General features: G+C 57.3%; 21 protein-coding genes. 9 read left to right on the top strand and 12 right to left on the bottom strand.

Annotated features, from left to right (window positions below; translation table 11 throughout):
- Positions 1–9: 9 nt before the first annotated feature.
- On the bottom strand, positions 10–4,470 hold the full coding sequence (gltB, locus tag PFH44_RS00935; protein ID WP_072051834.1) for a glutamate synthase large subunit: 4,461 nt from the start codon (positions 4,468–4,470) through the stop codon (positions 10–12).
- A gap of 671 nt (positions 4,471–5,141) precedes the next feature.
- On the opposite strand from gltB, the gene mnmL reads away from it, so the two are divergent.
- The 4 genes from mnmL to mtgA all read left to right on the top strand — a co-directional run bounded on the left by mnmL (position 5,142) and on the right by mtgA (position 10,172).
- Complete coding sequence (mnmL, locus tag PFH44_RS00930; RefSeq protein ID WP_152644013.1) at positions 5,142–6,071, top strand: tRNA modification radical SAM protein MnmL/YtqA; 930 nt, start codon at positions 5,142–5,144, stop codon at positions 6,069–6,071.
- 151 nt (positions 6,072–6,222) lie between these two features.
- Complete coding sequence (gene arcB, locus PFH44_RS00925) at positions 6,223–8,562, top strand: aerobic respiration two-component sensor histidine kinase ArcB (protein WP_283824084.1); 2,340 nt, start codon at positions 6,223–6,225, stop codon at positions 8,560–8,562.
- Between the two features lie 234 nt (positions 8,563–8,796).
- On the top strand, positions 8,797–9,450 hold the full coding sequence (gene elbB, locus PFH44_RS00920) for an isoprenoid biosynthesis glyoxalase ElbB (protein WP_283824083.1): 654 nt from the start codon (positions 8,797–8,799) through the stop codon (positions 9,448–9,450).
- Positions 9,447–10,172 (top strand): monofunctional biosynthetic peptidoglycan transglycosylase, encoded by a 726-nt coding sequence (mtgA, locus tag PFH44_RS00915; protein WP_045856569.1) that lies wholly within the window; start codon positions 9,447–9,449, stop codon positions 10,170–10,172. The genes elbB and mtgA overlap by 4 nt, the downstream gene beginning before the upstream one ends.
- 60 nt (positions 10,173–10,232) lie before the next feature.
- Here the strand turns inward: mtgA and npr are convergent, their stop codons facing one another.
- The 11 genes from npr to PFH44_RS00860 all read right to left on the bottom strand — a co-directional run bounded on the left by npr (position 10,233) and on the right by PFH44_RS00860 (position 18,132).
- On the bottom strand, positions 10,233–10,505 hold the full coding sequence (gene npr / locus PFH44_RS00910; protein ID WP_041147423.1) for a PTS phosphocarrier protein NPr: 273 nt from the start codon (positions 10,503–10,505) through the stop codon (positions 10,233–10,235).
- A complete protein-coding gene (gene rapZ, locus PFH44_RS00905; RefSeq protein WP_041147422.1) occupies positions 10,502–11,356 on the bottom strand; it encodes an RNase adapter RapZ in 855 nt (284 codons plus the stop codon). The genes npr and rapZ overlap by 4 nt, the downstream gene beginning before the upstream one ends.
- Before the next feature lie 45 nt (positions 11,357–11,401).
- A complete protein-coding gene (ptsN, locus tag PFH44_RS00900) occupies positions 11,402–11,890 on the bottom strand; it encodes a PTS IIA-like nitrogen regulatory protein PtsN (RefSeq protein ID WP_045856571.1) in 489 nt (162 codons plus the stop codon).
- A 73-nt stretch (positions 11,891–11,963) separates the two neighbouring features.
- Positions 11,964–12,251, bottom strand: coding sequence for a ribosome hibernation promoting factor (gene hpf, locus PFH44_RS00895; RefSeq protein ID WP_004868168.1), 288 nt, complete (start codon positions 12,249–12,251; stop codon positions 11,964–11,966).
- A 22-nt stretch (positions 12,252–12,273) separates the two neighbouring features.
- On the bottom strand, positions 12,274–13,707 hold the full coding sequence (gene rpoN / locus PFH44_RS00890; protein WP_045856573.1) for an RNA polymerase factor sigma-54: 1,434 nt from the start codon (positions 13,705–13,707) through the stop codon (positions 12,274–12,276).
- Between the two features lie 47 nt (positions 13,708–13,754).
- The gene (lptB, locus tag PFH44_RS00885; protein WP_045856575.1) at positions 13,755–14,480 is read right to left on the bottom strand and encodes an LPS export ABC transporter ATP-binding protein; all 726 of its coding nucleotides are present in this window, start codon (positions 14,478–14,480) and stop codon (positions 13,755–13,757) included.
- 6 nt (positions 14,481–14,486) lie between these two features.
- Complete coding sequence (lptA, locus tag PFH44_RS00880) at positions 14,487–15,032, bottom strand: lipopolysaccharide ABC transporter substrate-binding protein LptA (protein WP_045856577.1); 546 nt, start codon at positions 15,030–15,032, stop codon at positions 14,487–14,489.
- Positions 15,001–15,576, bottom strand: coding sequence for an LPS export ABC transporter periplasmic protein LptC (gene lptC / locus PFH44_RS00875; RefSeq protein WP_283824082.1), 576 nt, complete (start codon positions 15,574–15,576; stop codon positions 15,001–15,003). Before lptC ends, lptA begins: the two co-directional genes overlap by 32 nt.
- Entirely contained in the window at positions 15,573–16,139 is a 567-nt protein-coding gene (gene kdsC, locus PFH44_RS00870; protein ID WP_045856581.1) for a 3-deoxy-manno-octulosonate-8-phosphatase KdsC, read from the bottom strand. Before kdsC ends, lptC begins: the two co-directional genes overlap by 4 nt.
- Before the next feature lie 14 nt (positions 16,140–16,153).
- Positions 16,154–17,158 carry an arabinose-5-phosphate isomerase KdsD gene (gene kdsD, locus PFH44_RS00865; RefSeq protein ID WP_200842819.1) on the bottom strand — a complete coding sequence of 335 codons (1,005 nt, stop codon included), beginning with the start codon at positions 17,156–17,158 and terminating at the stop codon, positions 16,154–16,156.
- The gene (locus PFH44_RS00860) at positions 17,155–18,132 is read right to left on the bottom strand and encodes a calcium/sodium antiporter (protein WP_045856583.1); all 978 of its coding nucleotides are present in this window, start codon (positions 18,130–18,132) and stop codon (positions 17,155–17,157) included. The genes kdsD and PFH44_RS00860 overlap by 4 nt, the downstream gene beginning before the upstream one ends.
- 209 nt (positions 18,133–18,341) lie before the next feature.
- Between PFH44_RS00860 and mlaF the strand changes: the two genes are divergently transcribed.
- From mlaF to mlaB, 5 genes are read left to right on the top strand one after another with little or no spacing between them, the layout of a single operon-like run.
- Entirely contained in the window at positions 18,342–19,154 is an 813-nt protein-coding gene (gene mlaF, locus PFH44_RS00855; RefSeq protein ID WP_041147415.1) for a phospholipid ABC transporter ATP-binding protein MlaF, read from the top strand.
- A gap of 7 nt (positions 19,155–19,161) precedes the next feature.
- On the top strand, positions 19,162–19,944 hold the full coding sequence (mlaE, locus tag PFH44_RS00850) for a lipid asymmetry maintenance ABC transporter permease subunit MlaE (RefSeq protein ID WP_045856585.1): 783 nt from the start codon (positions 19,162–19,164) through the stop codon (positions 19,942–19,944).
- 4 nt (positions 19,945–19,948) lie between these two features.
- Positions 19,949–20,500, top strand: a complete 552-nt coding sequence (mlaD, locus tag PFH44_RS00845) for an outer membrane lipid asymmetry maintenance protein MlaD (RefSeq protein WP_045857854.1) — start codon at positions 19,949–19,951, stop codon at positions 20,498–20,500.
- A 17-nt stretch (positions 20,501–20,517) separates the two neighbouring features.
- Positions 20,518–21,153, top strand: coding sequence for a phospholipid-binding protein MlaC (gene mlaC / locus PFH44_RS00840; RefSeq protein WP_045856587.1), 636 nt, complete (start codon positions 20,518–20,520; stop codon positions 21,151–21,153).
- Positions 21,153–21,443, top strand: coding sequence for a lipid asymmetry maintenance protein MlaB (gene mlaB, locus PFH44_RS00835; protein WP_045856589.1), 291 nt, complete (start codon positions 21,153–21,155; stop codon positions 21,441–21,443). Before mlaC ends, mlaB begins: the two co-directional genes overlap by 1 nt.
- Positions 21,444–21,578: the final 135 nt, after the last annotated feature.

The raw sequence follows: 21,578 nt of genomic DNA, 5'->3' as shown, positions 1-21,578 counted from the left end.
CTGAATTCCTTACTGCGCCTGCACACGCAGCTCTGCTGCGCTACGACTACGGTGACCCAACAGTGCTTTAACATCGCTGGACTTTGGTTTAACCAGCGCGAATTTCGCCGAGAAGGCCGGCCAGTTGGCCAGGATCTCTTCCCCGCGCGACGAGCCGGTCAGCTGCACGTGTTCGGTAATCAAACCGCGCAGATGCTCCTCGTGGATAGCCAGAGAGTCAACGTCCAGCACTTCCACCAGCTCCGGGTTCACGCGTTTACGGAAGTCGCCGGCTTCATCCAGCACGTAGGCGAAGCCGCCGGTCATCCCTGCGCCAAAGTTGACGCCGGTTTTACCGATCACGCAGACGATGCCGCCGGTCATATATTCGCAGCCGTTATCGCCAATGCCTTCAACGACGGTGATGGCACCGGAGTTACGCACCGCAAAACGTTCACCTGCGCGACCCGCCGCGTACAGACGACCGCCGGTCGCGCCGTACAGGCAGGTATTGCCGATGATGCTCGCCTCGTGGCTGCGGAAGGCGGAGCCCACCGGAGGACGAATGGCGAGCAGGCCGCCGGCCATACCTTTACCGACGTAGTCGTTCGCATCACCGGTCAGGTGCAGCTCCACGCCGCCGGCATTCCACACGCCGAAGCTCTGGCCCGCGGTACCGCTGAAATGGGCGGTAATCGGGTCGGCAGCCAGCCCCTGGTCGCCGTGAGTCTGGGCAATATAGCCGGACAGCGAGGCGCCAACGGAGCGGTCGGTGTTGCGGATATCAAACCAGAACGTTTTGCTCTGCTTGCCGTCAACGAACGGTTTTGCCTGCTGCAGCAGCTGCGCGTTCAGCACGCCGTTATCAAACGGCGGGTTGTTCTCGGTGCAGTACAGCGCTTTGCCCGCATGCGGCTCGGCGGTTTCCAGCAGTTTTGACAGATCCAGCTTCTGCTGCTTCGCGGTAAAGCCGTCCAGCACCTTCAGCAGATCGGTGCGACCGATCAGATCCACCAGACGCTTCACGCCCAGCTGAGCCATCAGCTCGCGGGTTTCGCGGGCGATGAATTCAAAGTAGTTGGTCACTTTGAACGGCAGGCCGTGGTAGTGGTTCTTACGCAGTTTGTCATCCTGGGTTGCTACGCCGGTTGCGCAGTTGTTCAGGTGGCAAATACGCAGGTATTTACAGCCCAGCGCTACCATCGGACCGGTGCCGAAGCCGAAGCTTTCCGCGCCGAGGATCGCCGCTTTGATGATATCGAGGCCGGTTTTCAGGCCGCCGTCCACCTGCAGGCGAATCTTATGCCGCAGGCCGTTGGCTACCAGCGCCTGCTGGGTTTCTACCAGACCGAGCTCCCACGGACATCCCGCATATTTCACCGAGGAGAGCGGGCTGGCGCCGGTGCCGCCGTCATAGCCGGCGATAGTGATAAGGTCGGCATAGGCTTTCGCCACGCCGGTGGCAATGGTGCCAACGCCCGGTTCGGAGACCAGCTTCACTGAAATCATCGCTTTCGGATTGACCTGTTTCAGGTCAAAAATCAGCTGCGCCAGATCTTCGATCGAGTAAATATCGTGATGCGGCGGCGGTGAAATCAGCGTCACGCCCGGTACCGAGTAGCGCAGTTTGGCAATGTACGGAGTGACTTTATCACCCGGCAGCTGGCCACCTTCGCCCGGTTTGGCGCCCTGAGCGACTTTAATCTGAATAACGTCGGCGTTAACCAGGTAAGCCGGGGTGACGCCGAAGCGGCCAGAGGCAACCTGCTTGATGCGCGACACTTTGTTGGTGCCGTAGCGCGCCGGGTCTTCGCCGCCTTCGCCGGAGTTGGAGAAGCCGCCGATGCCGTTCATCGCTTCCGCCAGCGATTCATGCGCTTCCGGGCTTAATGCGCCGATAGACATGGCCGCGGTATCAAAGCGTTTGTACAGCTCTTTTGCCGACTCAACTTGGGCGATATCGATCGCTTCGTCGCCAGGATTCAGCGCCAGCAGATCGCGCAGCGTAGCGGCCGGGCGCTCGTTGACCAGCTGAGAATACTGCTGGTAATCGCGGTATTCACCGCTCTGAACCGCCTGCTGCAGGGTGCGTACGACGTCCGGGTTATAGGCGTGATATTCGCCGCCGTGAACGTATTTCAGCAGACCGCCCTGGTCCAGCGGTTTGCGGACCAGCCAGGCGCGTTTCGACAGATTCAGCAGGTCCTGCTGGAAGTCGTCGAAGCCTGCGCCGCCGATGCGGCTGACTACGCCGAGGAAGCAGAGGTCGGAAACGTCGCGATGCAGGCCAACGGCTTCAAACAGCTTCGAGCAGCGATAGGACGCGATGGTCGAAATACCCATCTTCGACATGATCTTGTAGAGACCTTTGTTGATGCCGTTCCGGTAGTTCAGCATCACCGTGCGGTAGTCTTTTTCGATGGCTTTGCTATCCACCAGTCTTGCCAGGGTTTCATAGGCCAGATACGGATAGATAGCCGTTGCGCCGAAGCCCAGCAGGACCGCGAAGTGGTGCGGGTCGCGGGCGCTGGCGGTTTCAACAATGATGTTGGCATCGCAGCGCAGGCTCTTATCGACCAGGCGAGTCTGGATAGCACCGACCGCCATAGGCGCCGGTACCGGCAGGCGGTCTTTAGCAATGTTGCGATCCGACAGCACCAGCAGCACGGTACCGTTGCGTACCATCTGCTCCGCTTTGTCGCACAGCGCCTTCACCGTCTCGGCCAGGGTTGTTTCCGCGGCGTTGAAGGTGATGTCCAGGGTATCGGCGCGATAGTGCTCCTCTTCCATGGTGGTCAGCTGTTTGAAATCAGAGTACAGCAGGATCGGCGATTTGAAGCTCAGGCGGTGCGCCTGGCCTTCCGCTTCGCAGAAGACGTTCATTTCGCGGCCAATGCTGGTGGCCAGAGACATCACGTGCGCTTCACGCAGCGGGTCGATCGGCGGGTTGGTCACCTGCGCGAACTGCTGGCGGAAGTAATCGTAAATAATCCGCGGCTGGCTGGAGAGCACGGCAAACGGCGTGTCGTCGCCCATGGAGCCGACGGCTTCCTGACCGTTCTCGCCCAGCACGCGCAGCACGGAGTCCAGCTCTTCAGCGCTGTAGTTAAACTGTTTCTGATAGCTGGCGAGCGTATCGTCATCCAGCTGGCGGCTGCCAACGTCTTCGTCAGGCAGGTCTTCGAACGGCACCAGGCGACGAACGTTTTTCTCCATCCACTCTTTGTAAGGGTGGCGGCTTTTCAGGTCGTCGTCGGTTTCTGCTGAGTGCAGAATGCGGCCGCCGCGGGTATCGATAACCATCAGTTCGCCTGGACCGACGCGGCCTTTTTCAACCACTTCGTCAGGCTGGTAATCCCAGATGCCCACTTCGGAGGCGCAGGTAATCAGCTTGTCTTTGGTGATGACGTAGCGTGCCGGACGCAGACCGTTACGGTCGAGGTTACAGGCAGCGTAGCGCCCATCGGACATGACGATGCCCGCCGGGCCGTCCCACGGCTCCATGTGCATGGAGTTAAAGTCGAAGAACGCGCGCAGCTCCGGATCCATATCCGGGTTGTTCTGCCAGGCCGGCGGAACGAGCAGGCGCATGGCGCGAACGATATCCATCCCGCCTGCCAGCAGCAGTTCCAGCATGTTATCCATCGAGCTGGAGTCCGAGCCCGTTTCGTTGACGAACGGTGCGGCATCGTGCAGATCGGGGATCAGCGGGGTCTGGAACTTATAGGTACGCGCGCGCGCCCACTGGCGGTTGCCGGTGATGGTGTTGATTTCGCCGTTGTGCGCCAGGTAGCGGAACGGCTGCGCCAGCGGCCAGCGCGGCACGGTGTTGGTGGAGAAGCGCTGGTGGAACAGGCAGATTGCCGACTCCAGACGCAGGTCCGCAAGGTCCAGGTAGAAGCGCGGCAAATCCGCCGGCATACACAGGCCTTTATAGATGTTCACCAGGTTCGACAGGCTGCAAACGTAAAAATCTTTATCATCCTGCAGGCGTTTTTCAAGGCGACGACGCGCGATGAACAGGCGACGTTCCATATCACGCGGGCGCCAGCCTGCCGGTGCGTTAACAAAAATTTGTTCAATACGGGGCAGCGAGGAGAGGGCGATTTCACCGAGAACCCCTTCGTTAGTTGGCACTTCGCGCCAGCCGACGATAGACAGGGTTTCACGTTGCAGTTCTTCTTCAACGATGCGGCGTGAGGCAGCAGCCAGTTCAGGATCTTTATTAAGGAACAGCATCCCAACGGCGTAATTTTTGGCTAAACGCCAGCCGCGTTCTTCCGCAACGATACGGAAGAAACGATCGGGTTTTTGCAGCAGCAAGCCACAACCGTCGCCGGTTTTACCGTCGGCGAGGATCGCGCCGCGGTGCTGCATTCGGGCCAGTGCGTGTATAGCGGTACGCACTACCTTGTGGCTAGGTTCGCCTTCTATGTGGGCGATCAGGCCGAAACCACAGTTATCCCTCTCAAGGGATTTATCGTACAACATATCAGTGAACCTCCCCAGGCTCTACGGGACACCCTCCGATACCGATTGCGCACGGGCACAGAAAGAGCATGGCGACGGGGTTTGCACCTCGCATTCGCCCTCTTTAAATCCTTTTCGCATCGGTACGCAAGTTTGAGGACTTGCTGTAAGAGGGAATCTCAATTACTGCATAAATATGATGAGCAGAGAGCTCATCCAGAAAGCTTCCAGCGGATTCCCAACTTATCGGGAATCCACACTTACGTCAAATGGCAATCTTATTTATACAAAAATGTGCTATGAGGTGTTTAATGATATGATTATTAAAGATATTAACGGGTTTTTAACGCTATTGAAACGTACCGGGAAGCGTAATCTAGTGTGATCTGTCTCACTATATCGATAGCGTAACATTATCGATCTGTGCTGAAGTGTCTTTTTATTGCAGAACATTTAGCTGCTTATTATCTCTGAAGCCAGAAATAACACTGTTTTTAACCCTGGCGAAGATAATGGCAAACCAGAGGTTAAGTATAAGGAAAAGTCATCATAGAAATCGTGAATGAAATTGCAGTTATATTGAGTGGTTATGCAATGAGGTGTGCGGTCACCTGACGATTGATCCAGGTCATCGCCGTAGGTGACTAAAAATGGCAGGCTTGGCCCCTTTCTTCAGGCCGGTCTATCAGATTATGCAGTTACAAAAATTAGTCAATATGTTTGGCGGGGATCTTATGCGCCGCTATGGCGAAAAGGTTCATAAACTGACGCTGCATGGCGGATTTAGCTGCCCAAATCGCGATGGCACCATCGGCAGAGGGGGCTGTACGTTCTGCAATGTCGCCTCTTTTGCCGACGAAGAGCAGCAGCACCGCTCGATTGCCGAGCAGCTGGCGCTTCAGGCGCAGCGGGTGAACCGCGCGAAGCGCTATCTGGCCTATTTTCAGGCCTACACCAGCACCTTTGCTGAAGTGCAGGTGCTGCGCGGGATGTACCAGCAGGCGGTGAGCCAGGCCAATATTGTCGGGCTCTGCGTTGGCACCCGTCCGGACTGCGTCCCCGAAGCGGTGCTGGACCTGCTGACGGAGTACCGCGAGCAGGGCTACGAAGTCTGGCTGGAGCTGGGGCTGCAAACGGCGCACGATAAAACGCTGCATCGCATTAACCGCGGCCATGATTTTGCCTGCTATCAGCGCACGACCCGGCTGGCGAGAGCGCGCGGGCTGAAGGTGTGCGCGCATTTGATTGTCGGGCTGCCGGGCGAAGGGCCGGGCCACTGCCTGCAAACGCTGGAGCAGGTGGTCGGGACCGGCGTGGACGGCATCAAGCTGCATCCGCTGCATATCGTCACCGGCAGCACGATGGCGAAAGCCTGGCAGGCCGGGCGCCTTAACGGCATTGAGCTGGATGACTATACCGTCACCGCCGGAGAGATGATTCGCCATACGCCGCCGGAGGTGATTTATCACCGAATCTCGGCCAGCGCCCGCCGTCCCACCCTGCTGGCACCGCTGTGGTGCGAAAATCGCTGGACCGGGATGGTTGAACTGGACCGCTACCTGAACCAGCACGGCGTTCAGGGTTCGGCCCTGGGACGCGCGTGGAGCCCGACCGCCGCATAGTCCGTGAATAGCGCGGCGTCGCGGATAGTTCAGCAGCGGCCCGCTCTGCGGCGGCCTGAAGTATGAAGAGGATCGGCATTTTTCGCACAACTTACGGCGCCTTGCTCAGAATTGGGTATTATTGTGCACAGTTGTGGCGAAGGAATCCCTTATGAAGCAAATCCGTATGCTGGCGCAGTACTATGTTGACCTGATGATGAAGCTGGGTCTGGTGCGTTTTTCCATGCTGTTAGCCCTGGCCCTGGTGGTGCTGGCGATTGTGGTGCAGATGGCCGTTACGATGGTGCTGCACGGCCAGGTTGAAAGCATCGATGTGATCCGCTCTATCTTCTTTGGCCTGCTGATTACCCCGTGGGCGGTCTACTTTCTGTCGGTGGTGGTTGAGCAGCTTGAGGAGTCGCGACAGCGCCTCTCGAGGCTGGTGGAGAAGCTGGAGGAGATGCGCGAGCGGGATCTGAAGCTCAACGTGCAGCTCAAAGACAACATCGCCCAGCTCAATCAGGAGATTGGCGAGCGCGAGAAGGCGGAAGCCGAGCGCGAAACCACGCTGGAACAGCTGAAGATTGAGATGAAAGAGCGTGAAGAGACGCAGATTCAGCTCGAGCAGCAGTCCTCCTTCCTGCGCTCATTCCTCGACGCCTCGCCGGACCTTGTTTTCTATCGCAATGAAGATAAAGAGTTTTCCGGCTGTAACCGGGCGATGGAGCTGCTGACGGGTAAAAGCGAGAAGCAGCTTATCCACCTCAAGCCGCAGGATGTCTATAACGAAGAGGCGGCGGAGAAGGTGCTGGAAACGGATGAGAAAGTCTTCCGACATAACGTCTCTCTGACCTACGAACAGTGGCTGGATTACCCGGACGGGCGCAAAGCCTGCTTTGAAATCCGCAAGGTTCCTTACTACGATCGCGTCGGCAAACGCCGTGGCCTGATGGGCTTCGGCCGCGATATTACCGAACGTAAGCGCTATCAGGACGCTCTGGAGCGAGCCAGCCGCGATAAGACGACCTTTATCTCGACTATCAGCCACGAGCTGCGTACGCCGCTTAACGGCATCGTGGGGCTCAGCCGCATCCTGCTGGATACCGAACTCACCGGCGAGCAGGAAAAATACCTGAAAACGATCCACGTCTCGGCGGTGACGCTGGGCAATATCTTCAACGATATTATCGATATGGATAAGATGGAGCGGCGTAAGGTCCAGCTCGATAATCAGCCGGTGGACTTCACCAGCTTCCTTGCCGACCTCGAAAACCTCTCCGGCCTGCAGGCGCAGCAGAAAGGGCTGCGCTTCGTGATGGATCCGACGCTGCCGCTGCCGCATAAGGTCGTCACCGACGGTACGCGTCTGCGGCAGATCCTGTGGAATCTCATCAGCAACGCGGTCAAATTTACCCCTCAGGGCGGCAACGTGACCGTCCGTATTCGCTACGATGAGGGCAATATTCTGCACTTTGAGGTCGAGGATTCCGGTATCGGTATCCCGCAGGCGGAGCAGGATAAAATCTTCGCCATGTACTATCAGGTTAAGGATAGCCACGGCGGGAAACCTGCCACCGGCACCGGAATTGGCCTGGCGGTGTCGCGCCGGCTGGCACGCAATATGGGCGGCGATATCAACGTCGCCAGCCAGCCGGGCCAGGGCGCAACCTTTACCTTAACCGTGCATGCGCCGGCGGTAGCGGAGGAGGTTGAAGACACGCTGGCGGAAGATGAAATGCCGCTCCCGGCGCTGAGCGTGCTGCTGGTAGAGGATATTGAGCTGAACGTGATTGTCGCCCGCTCGGTGCTGGAAAAACTGGGCAATAGCGTTGATGTGGCGATGACCGGTAAAGCCGCGCTGGAGATGTTCGAACCCGGTGAATATGACCTGGTGCTGCTGGATATTCAGCTACCGGATATGACCGGCCTCGATATCTCACGCCACCTGAAGCAGCGCTTTGCCGCCGACGAGCTGCCGCCGCTGGTGGCGCTCACGGCCAACGTTCTGAAGGACAAAAAAGAGTACCTGAATGCCGGTATGGATGATGTGCTGAGTAAGCCGCTGTCGGTCCCGGCGCTCACCGCCATCATCAAAAAGTTCTGGGATTCGCCGGAAGATGACGAAGACGAGGCACCGGCCGTGGATGCGGCTAAATCGGCCTCGGTGCTGGATATTCCGATGCTGGAGCAGTACATCGAGCTGGTGGGGCCGAAGCTTATCAGCGACGGTCTGGCGGTTTTCGAGAAGATGATGCCGGGCTATCTGGCGGTGCTGGAGTCCAACCTGACCGCCCGCGACCAGAAAGGGATTGTCGATGAAGGCCATAAGATTAAGGGCGCCGCGGGCTCTATCGGCCTGCGCCACATTCAGCAGCTTGGACAGCAGATTCAGACGCCGGACCTGCCCGCGTGGTCAGATAACGTTGGTGAATGGGTTGAAGAGATGAAATCGGAGTGGCAGAACGATGTGGCGGTGCTGAAGGCGTGGGTTGCGGCGGCACATAAAAAATGACCCCGGATAAACCGGGGTGCGCGAACACTGCGCCAACACCAGGGAACCGGTCGTTGCGCCACAATTTTTAGAGATATTTTTTACACGGCGCAACCTGAGGATTTGGTTTGCTCGCTGATCAAGATAGCAAACCTTAAATTATTTGTTACATGAATCAGTCAAATATGTGAAGCAATGCGGGTAAATCAAAATTTTTGACTGGTTTCAACGAATTTGCACTAAGGAGCAGGGGTAATGAAAAAGATTGGCGTCGTATTAAGCGGCTGCGGTGTCTATGACGGCACCGAGATTCATGAGGCGGTTATTACGCTGCTGGCGATTGCTCGCGGCGGCGCCCAGGCGGTGTGCTTTGCCCCTGATAAGGCGCAAACGGATGTGATCAACCATCTGACCGGCGAGCTCCTGCCGGAAAGCCGCAACGTGCTGATTGAAGCCGCGCGTATCGCCCGCGGTGAGATCCAGCCTCTGTCCGAGGCTCGGGCCGACGATCTCGATGCGCTGATTGTCCCCGGGGGATTTGGCGCCGCGAAAAACCTCAGCAGCTTCGCCAGCCAGGGCAGCGAATGCGTCGTCGACGGCGAGCTGAAGGCGCTGACGCAGGCTATGCATCGGGCCGGTAAGCCGCTGGGCTTTATCTGCATCGCGCCGGCGCTACTGCCAAAAATTTTACCCGCCCCGCTGCGGCTCACCATTGGCACCGATCTGGACACCGCCGAAGCGCTGGAGGATATGGGGGCCGAGCATGTGCCCTGTCCGGTCGATGACATCGTGGTGGACGAAGAGAATAAAGTGGTGACCACCCCGGCCTATATGCTGGCGCAGAATATCGCCGAAGCGGCGAGCGGGATTGAGAAGCTAGTGGCGCGCGTGCTGGTTCTCACGGCATGAAGACCCGCTTTTCGCCGCTGCGAACGGTAAAGCGCGGGCTGCTGCGGGTGCTGCTGGTGGCCGCCGCCTTCTGGGGCGGCGGCATTGCGCTGTTTAGCGTGCTGCCGGTGCCCTTTTCGGCGGTGATGCTGGAGCGGCAGGTCGGCGCCTGGCTGAGCGGCAATTTTCATTATGTCGCCCACTCCGATTGGGTGGGGATGGATGAGATATCGCCGTGGATGGGGCTGGCGGTGATGGCGGCTGAGGACCAAAAGTTCCCCGACCATTGGGGCTTTGACGTTCCGGCGATAGAAAAGGCGCTGGCGCACAATGAGCGTAACGAAAACCGCGTGCGCGGCGCCTCGACCCTGTCGCAGCAGACGGCCAAAAACCTGTTTTTATGGGATGGCCGCAGCTGGCTGCGTAAGGGGCTGGAGGCCGGTCTGACGGTCGGGATTGAAACGGTATGGAGTAAAAAACGCATCCTCACCGTTTATCTGAATATCGCCGAGTTTGGCGAGGGGACGTTTGGCGTTGAAGCCGCGTCGCAGCGCTACTTCCACAAGCCGGCGAGCAGGTTAACGCCGGCGGAAGCGGCCCTGCTGGCCGCCGTATTGCCTAATCCGATTCGTTTTCGCGCGGACGCGCCGTCGGGCTATGTCCGCAGTCGACAGGCGTGGATTTTACGCCAGATGCGTCAGCTCGGCGGAGAAGGGTTTATGCGGGAGAACAGGCTGTATTAATAGGGTCGGCGGGTGTGTTACCCCGGTAAGCATCGCGCGACCGGGGGAATGACGCCGGCGTTAGTCTTCGTCAAAACCGGCGTTAAACAGCGCAATAACCGCAGCCAGCGCTTCGACTTCCTGCGGACCGCTGGCCTCAATCTCAATTTGCCGACCCTTCGCGGAGTCGAGCATCAGCAGAGCAATCACGCTATTGGCTTCCGCCTCCGTGCCCTCATCGTTGCGCAGCAGCACTTCGGCATCGAAATTTTGCATTAGCTCGAACAGCTTCATCGCCGGGCGCGCGTGCATGCCCAGCTTGTTAGTGATCTCAACGCTCTGCTTTACGGTCATGATTTGCGTTTTTCCAGCGTCCGGTGACGCGACTGCACGTTCTTACCGCGCGAGCGGAAGTAGTCAGCCAGTTGTTCGGCGATATAGACCGAACGATGTTTACCGCCGGTACAACCGATAGCGACCGTCAGATAGCTGCGGTTATTGGTCTCCAGCATGGGTAACCATAGCTCAAGATAGCTGCGGGTCTGATAAATAAAGTTGTGAACCTCGGTGTGCCGGTCGAGGAAGGCGGCAACGGGTTTATCGAGGCCGGTCATCGGGCGCAGCTTGGGATCCCAGTGCGGGTTAGGCAGGAAGCGCACGTCGAAGACGTAATCGGCATCGATCGGAATACCGTGCTTAAAGCCAAAGGATTCAAAGACCATGGTGAGCTCACGCTCGCGTTTGCCCAGCAGGCGCGTGCGCAGCATTTCTGCCAGCTCGTGTACCGACATTTCGGAGGTGTCGACGATCAGGTCGGCGCGGGAGCGCAGCGGCTCCAGCAGCGCGCTCTCTTCGTCGATGGCGCTCTCAAGCGACAGGTTTTTGCTTGAAAGCGGATGCAGGCGACGCGTGTCGCTGTAGCGACGAATCAGCGTATTGCGATCGGCATCAAGGAACAGCAGCTGAGGAGAAAACGCCTCAGGCAGGCTCTTCATCGCCTGTTCAAAGATTTCTGGCGACTCCGGCATGTTGCGCACGTCAATGCTGACGGCGGCGGAAATGTTTCTGTCGGCCAGCGATCTCGCCAGTTCGGGCAGCAGCACTACCGGCAGGTTATCTACGCAGTAGAAGCCCATATCTTCCAGCGCCCGCAGGGCGACGGATTTCCCCGAACCTGAGCGGCCGCTGACGATCATCAGTACCATGTACCGTTTCTCCTCAGTACGATAAAGGGGAGGCTATCGCTCCCGTTATGCGTCATCGCTGCTTCCTGCCTCGGTGATAATCTCATACAGCTCTTCGTCGCTTTGCGCGGCGCGCAGGCGACGGCAAATCGTTTTATCCGCCAGCCGTTTTGCCACCAGCGACAGCGTATGCAGGTGGGTTTTGGTCTGATCCGCCGGCACCAGAAGCGCAAACAGCAGATCGACGGGCTGATTGTCGATCGCATCAAAGGCGATCGGCGTTTCCAGCTGCACAAAAACGCCGACGGCGCGCAGCGTATCCTCTTCAAGCTTGCCGTGCGGAATGGCGATGCCGTTGCCAATTCCGGTACTGCCCATTTTCTCACGGGTGAGGATCGCTTCGAATACCACCTGGGACGGCAGACCTAGCTGCTTTGCTGCCAGCTCGCTGATAATCTCCAGCGCGCGCTTTTTGCTCTGGCAGTGAACCTGGCTACGGGTACATTCCTGATTAAGGACATTGCTCAGTTGTAGAGCTGGATCGTTGTTCATCATAATTTCACCTGAGCTCGCTCTCTGCCAGCTGCCGACAATAGCCGACGGCCGGCAGGGACGATCGCCCGGACAATTAGTGTTGTTTTAGTTTATCTTTATGTTTCGTTAACTGTCGTGCCAGCTTATCGATGAGACCATCGATAGCGGCATACATATCCTGGCCTTCCGCACTGGCATGGATTTCGCCACCGTTGACATGCAGATTGGCGTCCGCAATTTGCGTCACCTTCTCTACTTTTAACACAATGTAGACCTGATTGATCCTGTCGAAAAACTGCTCCAGTTTGCTGAACTTCGCGTTGACGAACTCGCGCAGGGCCGGGGTGATTTCGACGTTGTGTCCTGTAATGTTGAGCTGCATAGTGTCTTCCTTATCGGTTGGGTCACACCAGCTGTTTACGCTGGTTAGACGGCGGAATGGATAAAGACTCTCGGTACTTAGCGACGGTGCGGCGCGCCACCATGATACCCTGTTCAGACAGGATGGTGGTGAGCTTACTGTCACTCAACGGCTTCGCGGGGTTCTCCGCGGCGATTAACTTCTTCACCAGCGCGCGAATGGCGGTCGACGATGCCTCGCCTCCGCCTTCGGTATTCACGTGGCTGGAGAAGAAATACTTCAGTTCAAAAATACCGCGCGGGCTGTGCAGGTACTTTTGCGTGGTCACGCGTGAAATCGTCGATTCATGCATTTCGACGGCCTGAGCGATATCCGCCAGCACCATCGGTTTCATAAACTCTTCGCCCTGTTCAAAGAAGGCCTGCTGCTGTTCGACGATGCAGCGGCTGACGCGCAGCAGCGTATCGTTGCGGCTTTCCAGGCTTTTTATCAGCCAGCGGGCTTCCTGCAGGTTGCTGCGGATAAACTGGCTATCGGCGTCGTTACGCGTGCTGTTGCCCATTGCGGCGTAGTGCTGGTTGATCTTCAGGCGCGGGATGCTGTCGGAGTTCAGCTCTACGATCCAGCGATCGCTTACCTTACGCACCAGCACATCGGGAATCACGTATTCCGGTTCGTTGGTTTGGATCGACTGACCCGGGCGCGGATCTAACGACTGGATCAGATTAACCGCTTCTTTCAGAACGTCCTCTTTCAGCCGCGTGACGCGCATCAGGGAGCGAAAGTCGTGGTTGGCGAGCAGATCGAGATGATCGCTGATGATAAGCCGGGCCTCTTCCAGCCACGGCGTCTCTTTGGCAAACTGTGAAAGCTGAACCAGCAGACAGTCGCGCAGATCTTTTGCCGCGACGCCAACCGGGTCAAAGCGCTGGATGCGCTTCAGTACCGCTTCAACTTCTTCGAGGCCGATTTCGTCATCGTCAATGCTCTCAACGATATCCTCCACCCGTAGGGTGAGGTAGCCGGTATCATCAACGGCATCGACGATAGAGGTGGCGATAGCGCGGTCGGTATCGGTGAACGGCGTCAGCTGGACCTGCCACATCAGATAATCCTGCAGGCTCTGGGTCGTTTCACCCTGATAGATAGGCAGCTCGTCATCCTGGTAATCGACGCCGTTGCCAGAAGGCGTACCGGCGGTGTAAATCTCATCCCAGCTGGCGTCGAGCGGCAGCTCCTCGGGCATATCTTTTTGCTCAAGGGCGTCCACGGTATCCAGAGACTCGCGGTCCTCGACTTCTTTCGTTTCTACCTCTTCATGAAGATCGGTTTGCTCAAGCAACGGATTACTCTCCAGCGCCTGCTGGAGTTCCTGCTGGAGTTCTAACGTGGACAGCTGCAGCAAACGAATGGCCTGCTGCAGTTGTGGCGTCATGGCAAGCTGTTGGCTTAGCCTTAATTGCAAACCTTGCTTCATATTCAGGGCTAATATCTCCGGCTAAAACGTCTGTAACCTCTACCCTATCAGAGTCTGAAGTCTTCCCCAAGATACACGCGCTTAACCTGCTCGTCTTCAAGGATTTGCTGTGGGGTGCCGTGAGCAATCAGATGCCCCTGGCTGACGATATAGGCACGTTCGCAGACCGCCAGAGTTTCCCTGACGTTATGGTCGGTGATAAGGACGCCAAGGCCGCTGTCGCGCAGGTGTTCGATGATGCGTTTGATATCGATAACGGATATGGGGTCGACGCCAGCAAAGGGTTCATCCAGAAGGATAAATTTAGGGTTGGCGGCCAGCGCGCGGGCAATTTCAACGCGGCGACGTTCGCCGCCGGAAAGCGCCTGACCGAGGCTATCGCGCAGATGCTCGATATGAAACTCTTCCATCAGCTCTTTCGCGCGATCGTCACGCTGTTCGCTGCTCAGATCGTCACGAATCTGCAGTACTGCCATCAGGTTGTCGTAGACGCTCAGGCGGCGGAAAATCGAGGCCTCCTGCGGCAGATAGCCAATGCCCCGGCGCGCGCGCGCGTGAAGCGGCAGCAGGCTGATATCTTCATCGTCGATGATAATATTGCCGGCGTCGCGCGGCACGATCCCGACCACCATGTAGAAGGTGGTGGTTTTGCCGGCGCCGTTCGGGCCGAGCAGGCCGACAATCTCACCGGAGTTGACGGTCAGACTGACATCTTCCACCACGCGGCGGCCTTTATAAGCTTTGGCGAGATTCTTTGCAGTTAATGTTGCCATAACGAATTACTTACCTTTCTTTGGCTGATCGGTGCCTTTGTCCTGCAGCTGCGAAGGAACCAGAACCGTAGTCACGCGCCCGCCTTTGTTGCTGAACGCCTGCATTTTCTGCTCTTTCACCAGATAGGTGATCTTGTCACCCTGGATATTGCTATCGATCTGTTCCAGATGCGCATTGCCGGTCAGTACGACGAAATCATTTTGCAGTTCATAATGCATTTTTGACGCGCGGCCTTTCACCGGCTTGCCGTTATCCTGCATCTGGAAGAAGGTTGCCGGATTGCCGTATCCGTCGATCACCTCTTTACCCCTTTCGCCGCCGGGACGAGTGACCACGACCTTATCGGCATTGATCTTGATGGTGCCCTGGGTCACGACGACATTACCGGTAAAGGTGACAACATTGCCCTGCATATCCAGCGACTGCTGATCGGATTCGATATGAATCGGCTGATCGGTGTCGCCAGTCTTTGCCAGTGCCGGCAGGCTGGCGGCCAGTATGGCGCTGGCGAGCGCAATCTTAAGGCTGAGTTTGTTTGTTCTGAATTTCATAAGAGGTTCTAACCTTTTCAATCAGCTCGGCATTTTTGCTGCGCAGGTTACCGCGCATTCTTAGGCCACTGGAATTAAATGTTGTCCCGTACAACGTCACCATGTCATCGGAGGTAACATCCTGCGTCACCAGATTTATCTGGGCGTTATCCGTCGTAATTTTCTGCAGTTGAGAGTCGGTGCTTAGCGCATTTACCTCAACGTGCCCATAAAGATACAGCATACGATCGTTGGTCAGCTTGGCTTTATCCGCTTTGATTGACCAGGTTGGAACTTTGTTGGTATCAAAGGTGGTCATCACCGGCTGAGTGAACCACGACAGCTCCTGCGCAGAAAAATACGCCACGTGCTCGGCGATAAGGCGATAGTTAAGCGCCCCTTCCGGACTGTAAACGACGGTATCGGTATGCTCGCTGGTATAGGTTGGGTCATCAGGATTGACCTCCGGCTGAGCGCTATCGTCCGTACCCGCCAGGTTAAGGCCGATCAGGATCAGCGCGACCAGCGACAGTAAAATGATAACCCAACGTCTGGTTTTACTCATATTGATTGCCCTTTGGCCTCATCCAGCTTGCCCTGCGCCAATAGTAACAAATCGCAGACTTCGCGTACCGCTCCGCGCCCGCCGTTGATGCGGGTAACATAGTCTGCGCGTGGAAGCAGCAGCGGGTGCGCATCCGCTACGGCAACGCTTAAGCCTGTTTCTGCCATTACCGGCCAGTCGATCAGGTCATCGCCAATATAGGCCACTTCGTCCGCACGGACGGCCAGCTTGCTTAATAAGTCACGGAAGGCCAGCAGCTTATCGGACTGCCCTTGATAGAGATGCGTAATGCCTAACGTCTGACAGCGATCTTCTACTAGTTTAGCGTTTCGCCCGGTAATAATCGCCACTTCAATACCTGAAGTCAGCGCGCAGCGGATCCCGTAGCCATCGCGTACGTTGAACGCCTTCAGCTCTTCGCCGTTGTTGCCCATATAGATCAGACCGTCGGAAAGCACGCCGTCGACGTCGAGGATCAGTAAACGGATCTTCGCCGCGCGTTCGAGAAATTCAGGGCTTACCGGTCCGTAGCAGGTCGCCAGCGGAGCATCAGCATTATTCATTATTTTATCCTTACTTACACTACGCCTGCGCGCAGGAGATCGTGCATATGTACCACACCCAACAGACGGTCGCCATCGGCAACTAATACGCAGGTGATATGACGGGCTTGCATCAGGTTTAGCGCATCGACGGCCAGAATGCCGGGACGGATGCGAATCCCACCCGGCGTCATGACCTCGGCGATGCCGGCATTACGCATATCGACCCCGGAATCGAACACCCGGCGCAGGTCGCCGTCGGTGAAAATACCGATGATGTTCATCTCATCGTCGCAGACAGCGGTCATGCCTAAATTTTTCCGCGTGATTTCCAGCAGCGCATCGCGCAGCGTGGCCTGCAGCGTCACGTGCGGGATTTCATCGCCCGTGTGCATGATATCATTGACCCGCAGCAGCAGCTTGCGGCCCAGCGCGCCGCCGGGGTGCGACAGCGCGAAATCTTCGGCGGTAAAGCCGCGCGCTTCCAGCAGCGCGACCGCCAGAGCATCGCCCATCACCAGCGCCGCGGTGGTGCTTGACGTCGGGGCAAGGCCAAGCGGACAGGCTTCTTTCAGCACCTTCACGCACAGGTGGATATCCGCCGCGCGCGCCATGCTGCTTTCCGGGCGGCTGGTCATGCAGATCAGCGGCACCCGCTGGCGCTTAAGCACCGGGATCAGCGCGAGCATTTCGTTCGATTCGCCGGAGTTCGACAGGGCGATAATAACGTCCTGCGGCGTGACCATGCCTAAATCGCCGTGGGCCGCCTCGCCGGGATGAACGAAGAACGACGGCGTACCGGTGCTGGCGAAGGTGGCTGCCATTTTGCGCCCGATATGGCCGGACTTACCCATCCCCATGACCACCACTTTGCCCGTGCAGCGGAAAATCGTTTCGCAGGCGCGCGTAAAATCTTCATTAATGTATTGATCGAGCTGAGCCAGACCTTCACGTTCAATTTCCAGGACCTCGCGGCCTGCCCGTTGAAAGTCAAAATCCGTTGGCAAATCTGTTTGCGACATAATGGTATCCCGATTCATTCACCAAAGAGCGGTGCTGCCCAGTACAGCATCGCCAACCAAACCACAAAACCGCCGACCAGCAGCGCCCCGGCAAGTCGGCTGGGCTGCCGTTTTCGGCGCCAGCACAGCAGGGCGAAAATTACGCTGACCAGCATCATGACGGCATAGTCGCGCGTAAACGCTTCGGGGGCGAAGGATCCCGGCGCGATCAGCGCCGGCAGCCCGAGAACCAGGACAATATTCAGGATATTGGCGCCAATGATATTCCCGATGGCGATATCATCTTCCCCTTTACGGGCGCCAGCAATCGCCGTTGCCAGTTCCGGCAGGCTGGTGCCGATGGCGACCACCGTGAGGCCAACGGTCAGCTCGCTGATGGCGAAGTAGTTCGCCAGCACGGTGGCATTATCCACCACCATGCGGGTTGCCATCGGCATGACAATCATCGCCACCCCGAGCCACAGCAGAGCGACGGGGAGCGAACCTTCCCGCGGCAGCTCCGCTATCTGCTCCCGGGTCAGGCTGTCGTTACCCTGACGCTCGGCGATGCGCGCTATTTTTACCGTGAACAGTAGCCATAGTATGGCTAGCGCCAGTAAAAAAAGGCCGTCCATGCGCGAGAGCTGGCCGTCATAGAGGACAAAGCTCGCGAGCAGGCTGACCAGCAACATTAGCGGCAGTTCGCGGCGCAGGATATCAGAATGTACGGTAAATGGATGAAGTAAGGCGGCGAGGCCAAGAATTAACAGGATATTGGTGATGTTGGATCCGATCGCCGTCCCGATGGCCAGATCGGTCTGCCCGTGCAGGGAGGCGGCCGCAGAGACGATGATCTCGGGCAGGCTGGTGCCGATACTCACCACCGTCATGCCAATGATAAGCGGCGGGATCCCTATCATGCGGCACAGTATTGAAGCGGCGTAGACCAGACGATCGGCGCTGTAGACCACCAGCAGTAAACCAATTATTAACAGAGCCGTCGCTAAGAGCATCTAAAGTCCTTTCTTCAGGTATAATCGTCGCCTCGCTGATCGTCCGTACGCAGCGTAACGAATTCTTAATTTTGACTTTATGTTTGTCAAAAGTAAAACAAATGCCAGCTTTCGCTAACCCGGGCAGGTAAGATTCTGTAAAAATGTTGGGTTTATGGTGGAAGAAAGCACCATGCTTAGCCTGAGGGATGTTTTGTAAGGATGATTTTATGAGCCAAACTCTGGCGAATTTAGTCGAAGTACGCGGTATCAGCTTCTCTCGAGGCGATCGCGCGATCTTTGATGATATCTCGCTGTCGGTGCCGCGCGGTAAGATCACGGCGATCATGGGGCCATCGGGAATCGGTAAAACGACCCTGCTGCGCCTGATCGGCGGCCAGATCCCGCCGGACAGCGGCGAAATCCTGTTTGATGGCGAAAACGTGCCGCAGATGTCGCGTTCGCGCCTGTATACCGTACGTAAGCGCATGAGCATGCTGTTTCAGTCCGGCGCGCTGTTCACCGATATGAACGTCTTTAATAACGTGGCCTATCCGCTGCGCGAGCACACTCAGCTGCCCGAAGCGCTGCTGCATACTACCGTGATGATGAAGCTTGAGGCCGTTGGCCTGCGCGGTGCGGCAATGCTGATGCCTTCTGAGCTATCCGGCGGCATGGCGCGCCGTGCCGCGCTGGCAAGAGCTATCGCGCTCGAACCGGATCTCATCATGTTTGACGAACCGTTCGTCGGCCAGGATCCCATCACCATGGGCGTGCTGGTTAAGCTGATTTCTGAACTTAATAGTACCCTGGGCGTCACCTGTATCGTGGTATCGCACGACGTACCGGAAGTGCTCAGTATTGCGGATTACGCCTATATTGTGGCCGATAAGAAAATCGTCGCCCACGGCAGCGCCCGGTCGCTGCGGGAAAATGCCGACCCTCGGGTTCGCCAGTTTATTGATGGTATCGCCGACGGCCCGGTGCCGTTCCGCTACCCGGCAGGCGACTATCAGCATGATTTATTAGGCATAGGGAGTTAAACGACTGATGCTGCTAAATATGCTGGCATCGCTCGGCCATCGGGGGATTAAAACCACCGCGGCTTTTGGGCGTGCCGGATTAATGCTTTTCAACGCCGTAGTGGGCAAGCCGGAGTTTCGCAAGCACGCGCCGCTGCTGGTGCGCCAGCTGTACAACGTTGGCGTGCTGTCGATGCTGATCATCATCGTGTCGGGGCTGTTCATCGGCATGGTGCTCGGCCTGCAGGGGTATCTGGTGTTAACCACCTACAGCGCAGAAACCAGTCTTGGTATGCTGGTGGCGCTGTCTCTGCTGCGCGAGCTGGGACCGGTGGTTGCCGCGCTGCTGTTTGCCGGGCGTGCCGGTTCGGCGCTGACCGCCGAAATAGGGCTGATGCGTGCGACCGAACAGCTCTCGAGCATGGAGATGATGGCCGTCGATCCTCTGCGTCGCGTAATATCGCCGCGCTTTTGGGCCGGCGTTATCTCACTGCCGCTGCTGACGATTATTTTTGTCGCGGTGGGGATCTGGGGCGGTTCGCTGGTTGGCGTTAACTGGAAAGGTATCGACAGCGGCTTCTTCTGGACCGCGATGCAAAACGCCGTCGACTGGCGAATGGATCTGGTTAACTGCCTGATTAAGAGTCTGGTTTTCGCCATTACGGTGACATGGGTAGCGTTATTTAACGGTTATGACGCTATCCCCACTTCCGCAGGGATTAGCCGGGCAACGACGCGCACCGTGGTGCATTCGTCGCTGGCGGTTCTGGGGCTGGATTTTGTGCTGACTGCGCTGATGTTTGGGAATTGAGTTCATGCAAACGAAAAAAAGTGAAATCTGGGTAGGCGTATTTTTACTGGTGGCGCTGCTGGCGGCGCTGTTTGTATGCCTGAAGGCCGCGAACGTGACCTCTCTGCGAACCGAGCCGACGTATCGTCTTTACGCGACGTTTGACAATATCGGCGGCCTGAAGGCGCGCTCGCCGGTACGCATTGGCGGCGTGGTCGTTGGCCGGGTGGCGGACATCACCCTCGATCCAAAAACCTACCTGCCGCGGGTAGCCATCGATATCGATGAGAGCTACAACCATATTCCTGACTCCAGCTCGCTGGCCATTCGTACTTCCGGCCTGCTGGGCGAGCAGTACCTGGCTCTGAACATGGGGTTTGAAGATCCGGAGCTGGGAACATCTATCCTTAAAGATGGTGGGACGATTCAGGACACTAAATCTGCCATGGTTCTGGAAGACCTGATTGGCCAGTTCCTTTACAACAGTAAAGGCAGCGACAATAAGAATTCTGGCGATGATCCGGCAGCCCAGGAAAGTCATACTGACGCAGCGCAGCCTGCCGCCACGACGCACTAACTCAGGAGAGACCCGATATGTTTAAACGCTTACTGATGATCGCCATGCTGGCGATTGCGCCATTGACCGCAGCGACCGCAGCGGATCAGTCCAATCCGTACAAGCTGATGGATGAAGCCGCGCAGAAAACCTTCGACCGCCTGAAAAATGAGCAGCCGAAGATTCAGGCTAACCCGAACTATCTGCGTGAAATCGTCGACCAGGAGCTGATGCCGTACGTGCAGGTGAAGTACGCCGGCGCGCTGGTGCTGGGCCGCTATTACAAAGATGCAACCCCGGCGCAGCGTGAAGCCTACTTTACCGCCTTCCGCGAATATCTGAAGCAGGCGTACGGCCAGGCGCTGGCGATGTATCACGGTCAGACCTATCAAATCGCGCCGGAACAGCCGCTGGGCGATGCGACTATCGTTCCTATTCGCGTGACGATCCTCGATCCTAACGGTCGTCCGCCGGTGCGCCTGGACTTCCAGTGGCGTAAAAACACCCAGACCGGCAACTGGCAGGCCTACGATATGATTGCTGAAGGGGTGAGCATGATCACCACCAAGCAGAACGAGTGGAGCGATCTGCTGCGTACTAAAGGCGTCGATGGCCTGACCGCGCAGCTGAAATCGATCTCCGCCCAGCCGATTACCCTGGAACAGAAAAAATAATGAGCGGTCAGCTGAGCTGGACCCGCAGCGGCGAGCGCCTGGCACTGCAGGGTGAGCTGGACCAGGATCTGCTGGTCCCGCTCTGGGACGACCGCGCGCAGGCGACTGAAGGCGTATCGACTATCGACCTGAGCGCGGTAACCCGGGTCGATACCGCGGGCCTGGCGCTGCTGGTGCATTTCGTGGCGCTGATTCGTCGCCAGGGCAGGGAGGCGCAGCTGATCGGCAAGAGCGATAATTTGCAAACGCTGATCGGTCTTTACAACCTTCCTGCCGATATGATCCCATAATTTTTCAGAGTGTTACCACTGGCGCTATCCGCAAAGCCCCATCAATATTTTCGATGGGGCTTTTTGCTTGTTTAAGACCGCGTCACTTTCCTCTAAGATGTTGGGCTATTTTCACTACCAGATAAAATTTGAACC

Origin of the sequence: Klebsiella sp. Ech2A, assembly GCF_030078455.1 — a bacterium.
In the GTDB taxonomy this organism is placed as follows: Bacteria; Pseudomonadota; Gammaproteobacteria; order Enterobacterales; family Enterobacteriaceae; genus Klebsiella; species Klebsiella terrigena.
This window is presented reverse-complemented; position numbering and strand designations above follow the sequence as displayed.

What these genes read in the sequence shown, in the direction of transcription:
- PFH44_RS00860 (WP_045856583.1), bottom strand. Translation starts at nt 18,132, where the DNA reads ATGCTCTTAGCGACGGCTCTGTTAATAATTGGTTTACTGCTGGTGGTC.
- lptB (WP_045856575.1), bottom strand. Translation starts at nt 14,480, where the DNA reads ATGGCAACATTAACTGCAAAGAATCTCGCCAAAGCTTATAAAGGCCGC.
- kdsD (WP_200842819.1), bottom strand. Translation starts at nt 17,158, where the DNA reads ATGAATCGGGATACCATTATGTCGCAAACAGATTTGCCAACGGATTTT.
- lptA (WP_045856577.1), bottom strand. Translation starts at nt 15,032, where the DNA reads ATGAAATTCAGAACAAACAAACTCAGCCTTAAGATTGCGCTCGCCAGC.
- mlaF (WP_041147415.1), top strand. Translation starts at nt 18,342, where the DNA reads ATGAGCCAAACTCTGGCGAATTTAGTCGAAGTACGCGGTATCAGCTTC.
- hpf (WP_004868168.1), bottom strand. Translation starts at nt 12,251, where the DNA reads ATGCAGCTCAACATTACAGGACACAACGTCGAAATCACCCCGGCCCTG.
- lptC (WP_283824082.1), bottom strand. Translation starts at nt 15,576, where the DNA reads ATGAGTAAAACCAGACGTTGGGTTATCATTTTACTGTCGCTGGTCGCG.
- rapZ (WP_041147422.1), bottom strand. Translation starts at nt 11,356, where the DNA reads ATGGTACTGATGATCGTCAGCGGCCGCTCAGGTTCGGGGAAATCCGTC.
- ptsN (WP_045856571.1), bottom strand. Translation starts at nt 11,890, where the DNA reads ATGATGAACAACGATCCAGCTCTACAACTGAGCAATGTCCTTAATCAG.
- elbB (WP_283824083.1), top strand. Translation starts at nt 8,797, where the DNA reads ATGAAAAAGATTGGCGTCGTATTAAGCGGCTGCGGTGTCTATGACGGC.
- kdsC (WP_045856581.1), bottom strand. Translation starts at nt 16,139, where the DNA reads ATGAATAATGCTGATGCTCCGCTGGCGACCTGCTACGGACCGGTAAGC.
- mlaE (WP_045856585.1), top strand. Translation starts at nt 19,162, where the DNA reads ATGCTGCTAAATATGCTGGCATCGCTCGGCCATCGGGGGATTAAAACC.
- mlaC (WP_045856587.1), top strand. Translation starts at nt 20,518, where the DNA reads ATGTTTAAACGCTTACTGATGATCGCCATGCTGGCGATTGCGCCATTG.
- mnmL (WP_152644013.1), top strand. Translation starts at nt 5,142, where the DNA reads ATGCAGTTACAAAAATTAGTCAATATGTTTGGCGGGGATCTTATGCGC.
- mlaB (WP_045856589.1), top strand. Translation starts at nt 21,153, where the DNA reads ATGAGCGGTCAGCTGAGCTGGACCCGCAGCGGCGAGCGCCTGGCACTG.
- mlaD (WP_045857854.1), top strand. Translation starts at nt 19,949, where the DNA reads ATGCAAACGAAAAAAAGTGAAATCTGGGTAGGCGTATTTTTACTGGTG.
- gltB (WP_072051834.1), bottom strand. Translation starts at nt 4,470, where the DNA reads ATGTTGTACGATAAATCCCTTGAGAGGGATAACTGTGGTTTCGGCCTG.
- rpoN (WP_045856573.1), bottom strand. Translation starts at nt 13,707, where the DNA reads ATGAAGCAAGGTTTGCAATTAAGGCTAAGCCAACAGCTTGCCATGACG.
- mtgA (WP_045856569.1), top strand. Translation starts at nt 9,447, where the DNA reads ATGAAGACCCGCTTTTCGCCGCTGCGAACGGTAAAGCGCGGGCTGCTG.
- npr (WP_041147423.1), bottom strand. Translation starts at nt 10,505, where the DNA reads ATGACCGTAAAGCAGAGCGTTGAGATCACTAACAAGCTGGGCATGCAC.
- arcB (WP_283824084.1), top strand. Translation starts at nt 6,223, where the DNA reads ATGAAGCAAATCCGTATGCTGGCGCAGTACTATGTTGACCTGATGATG.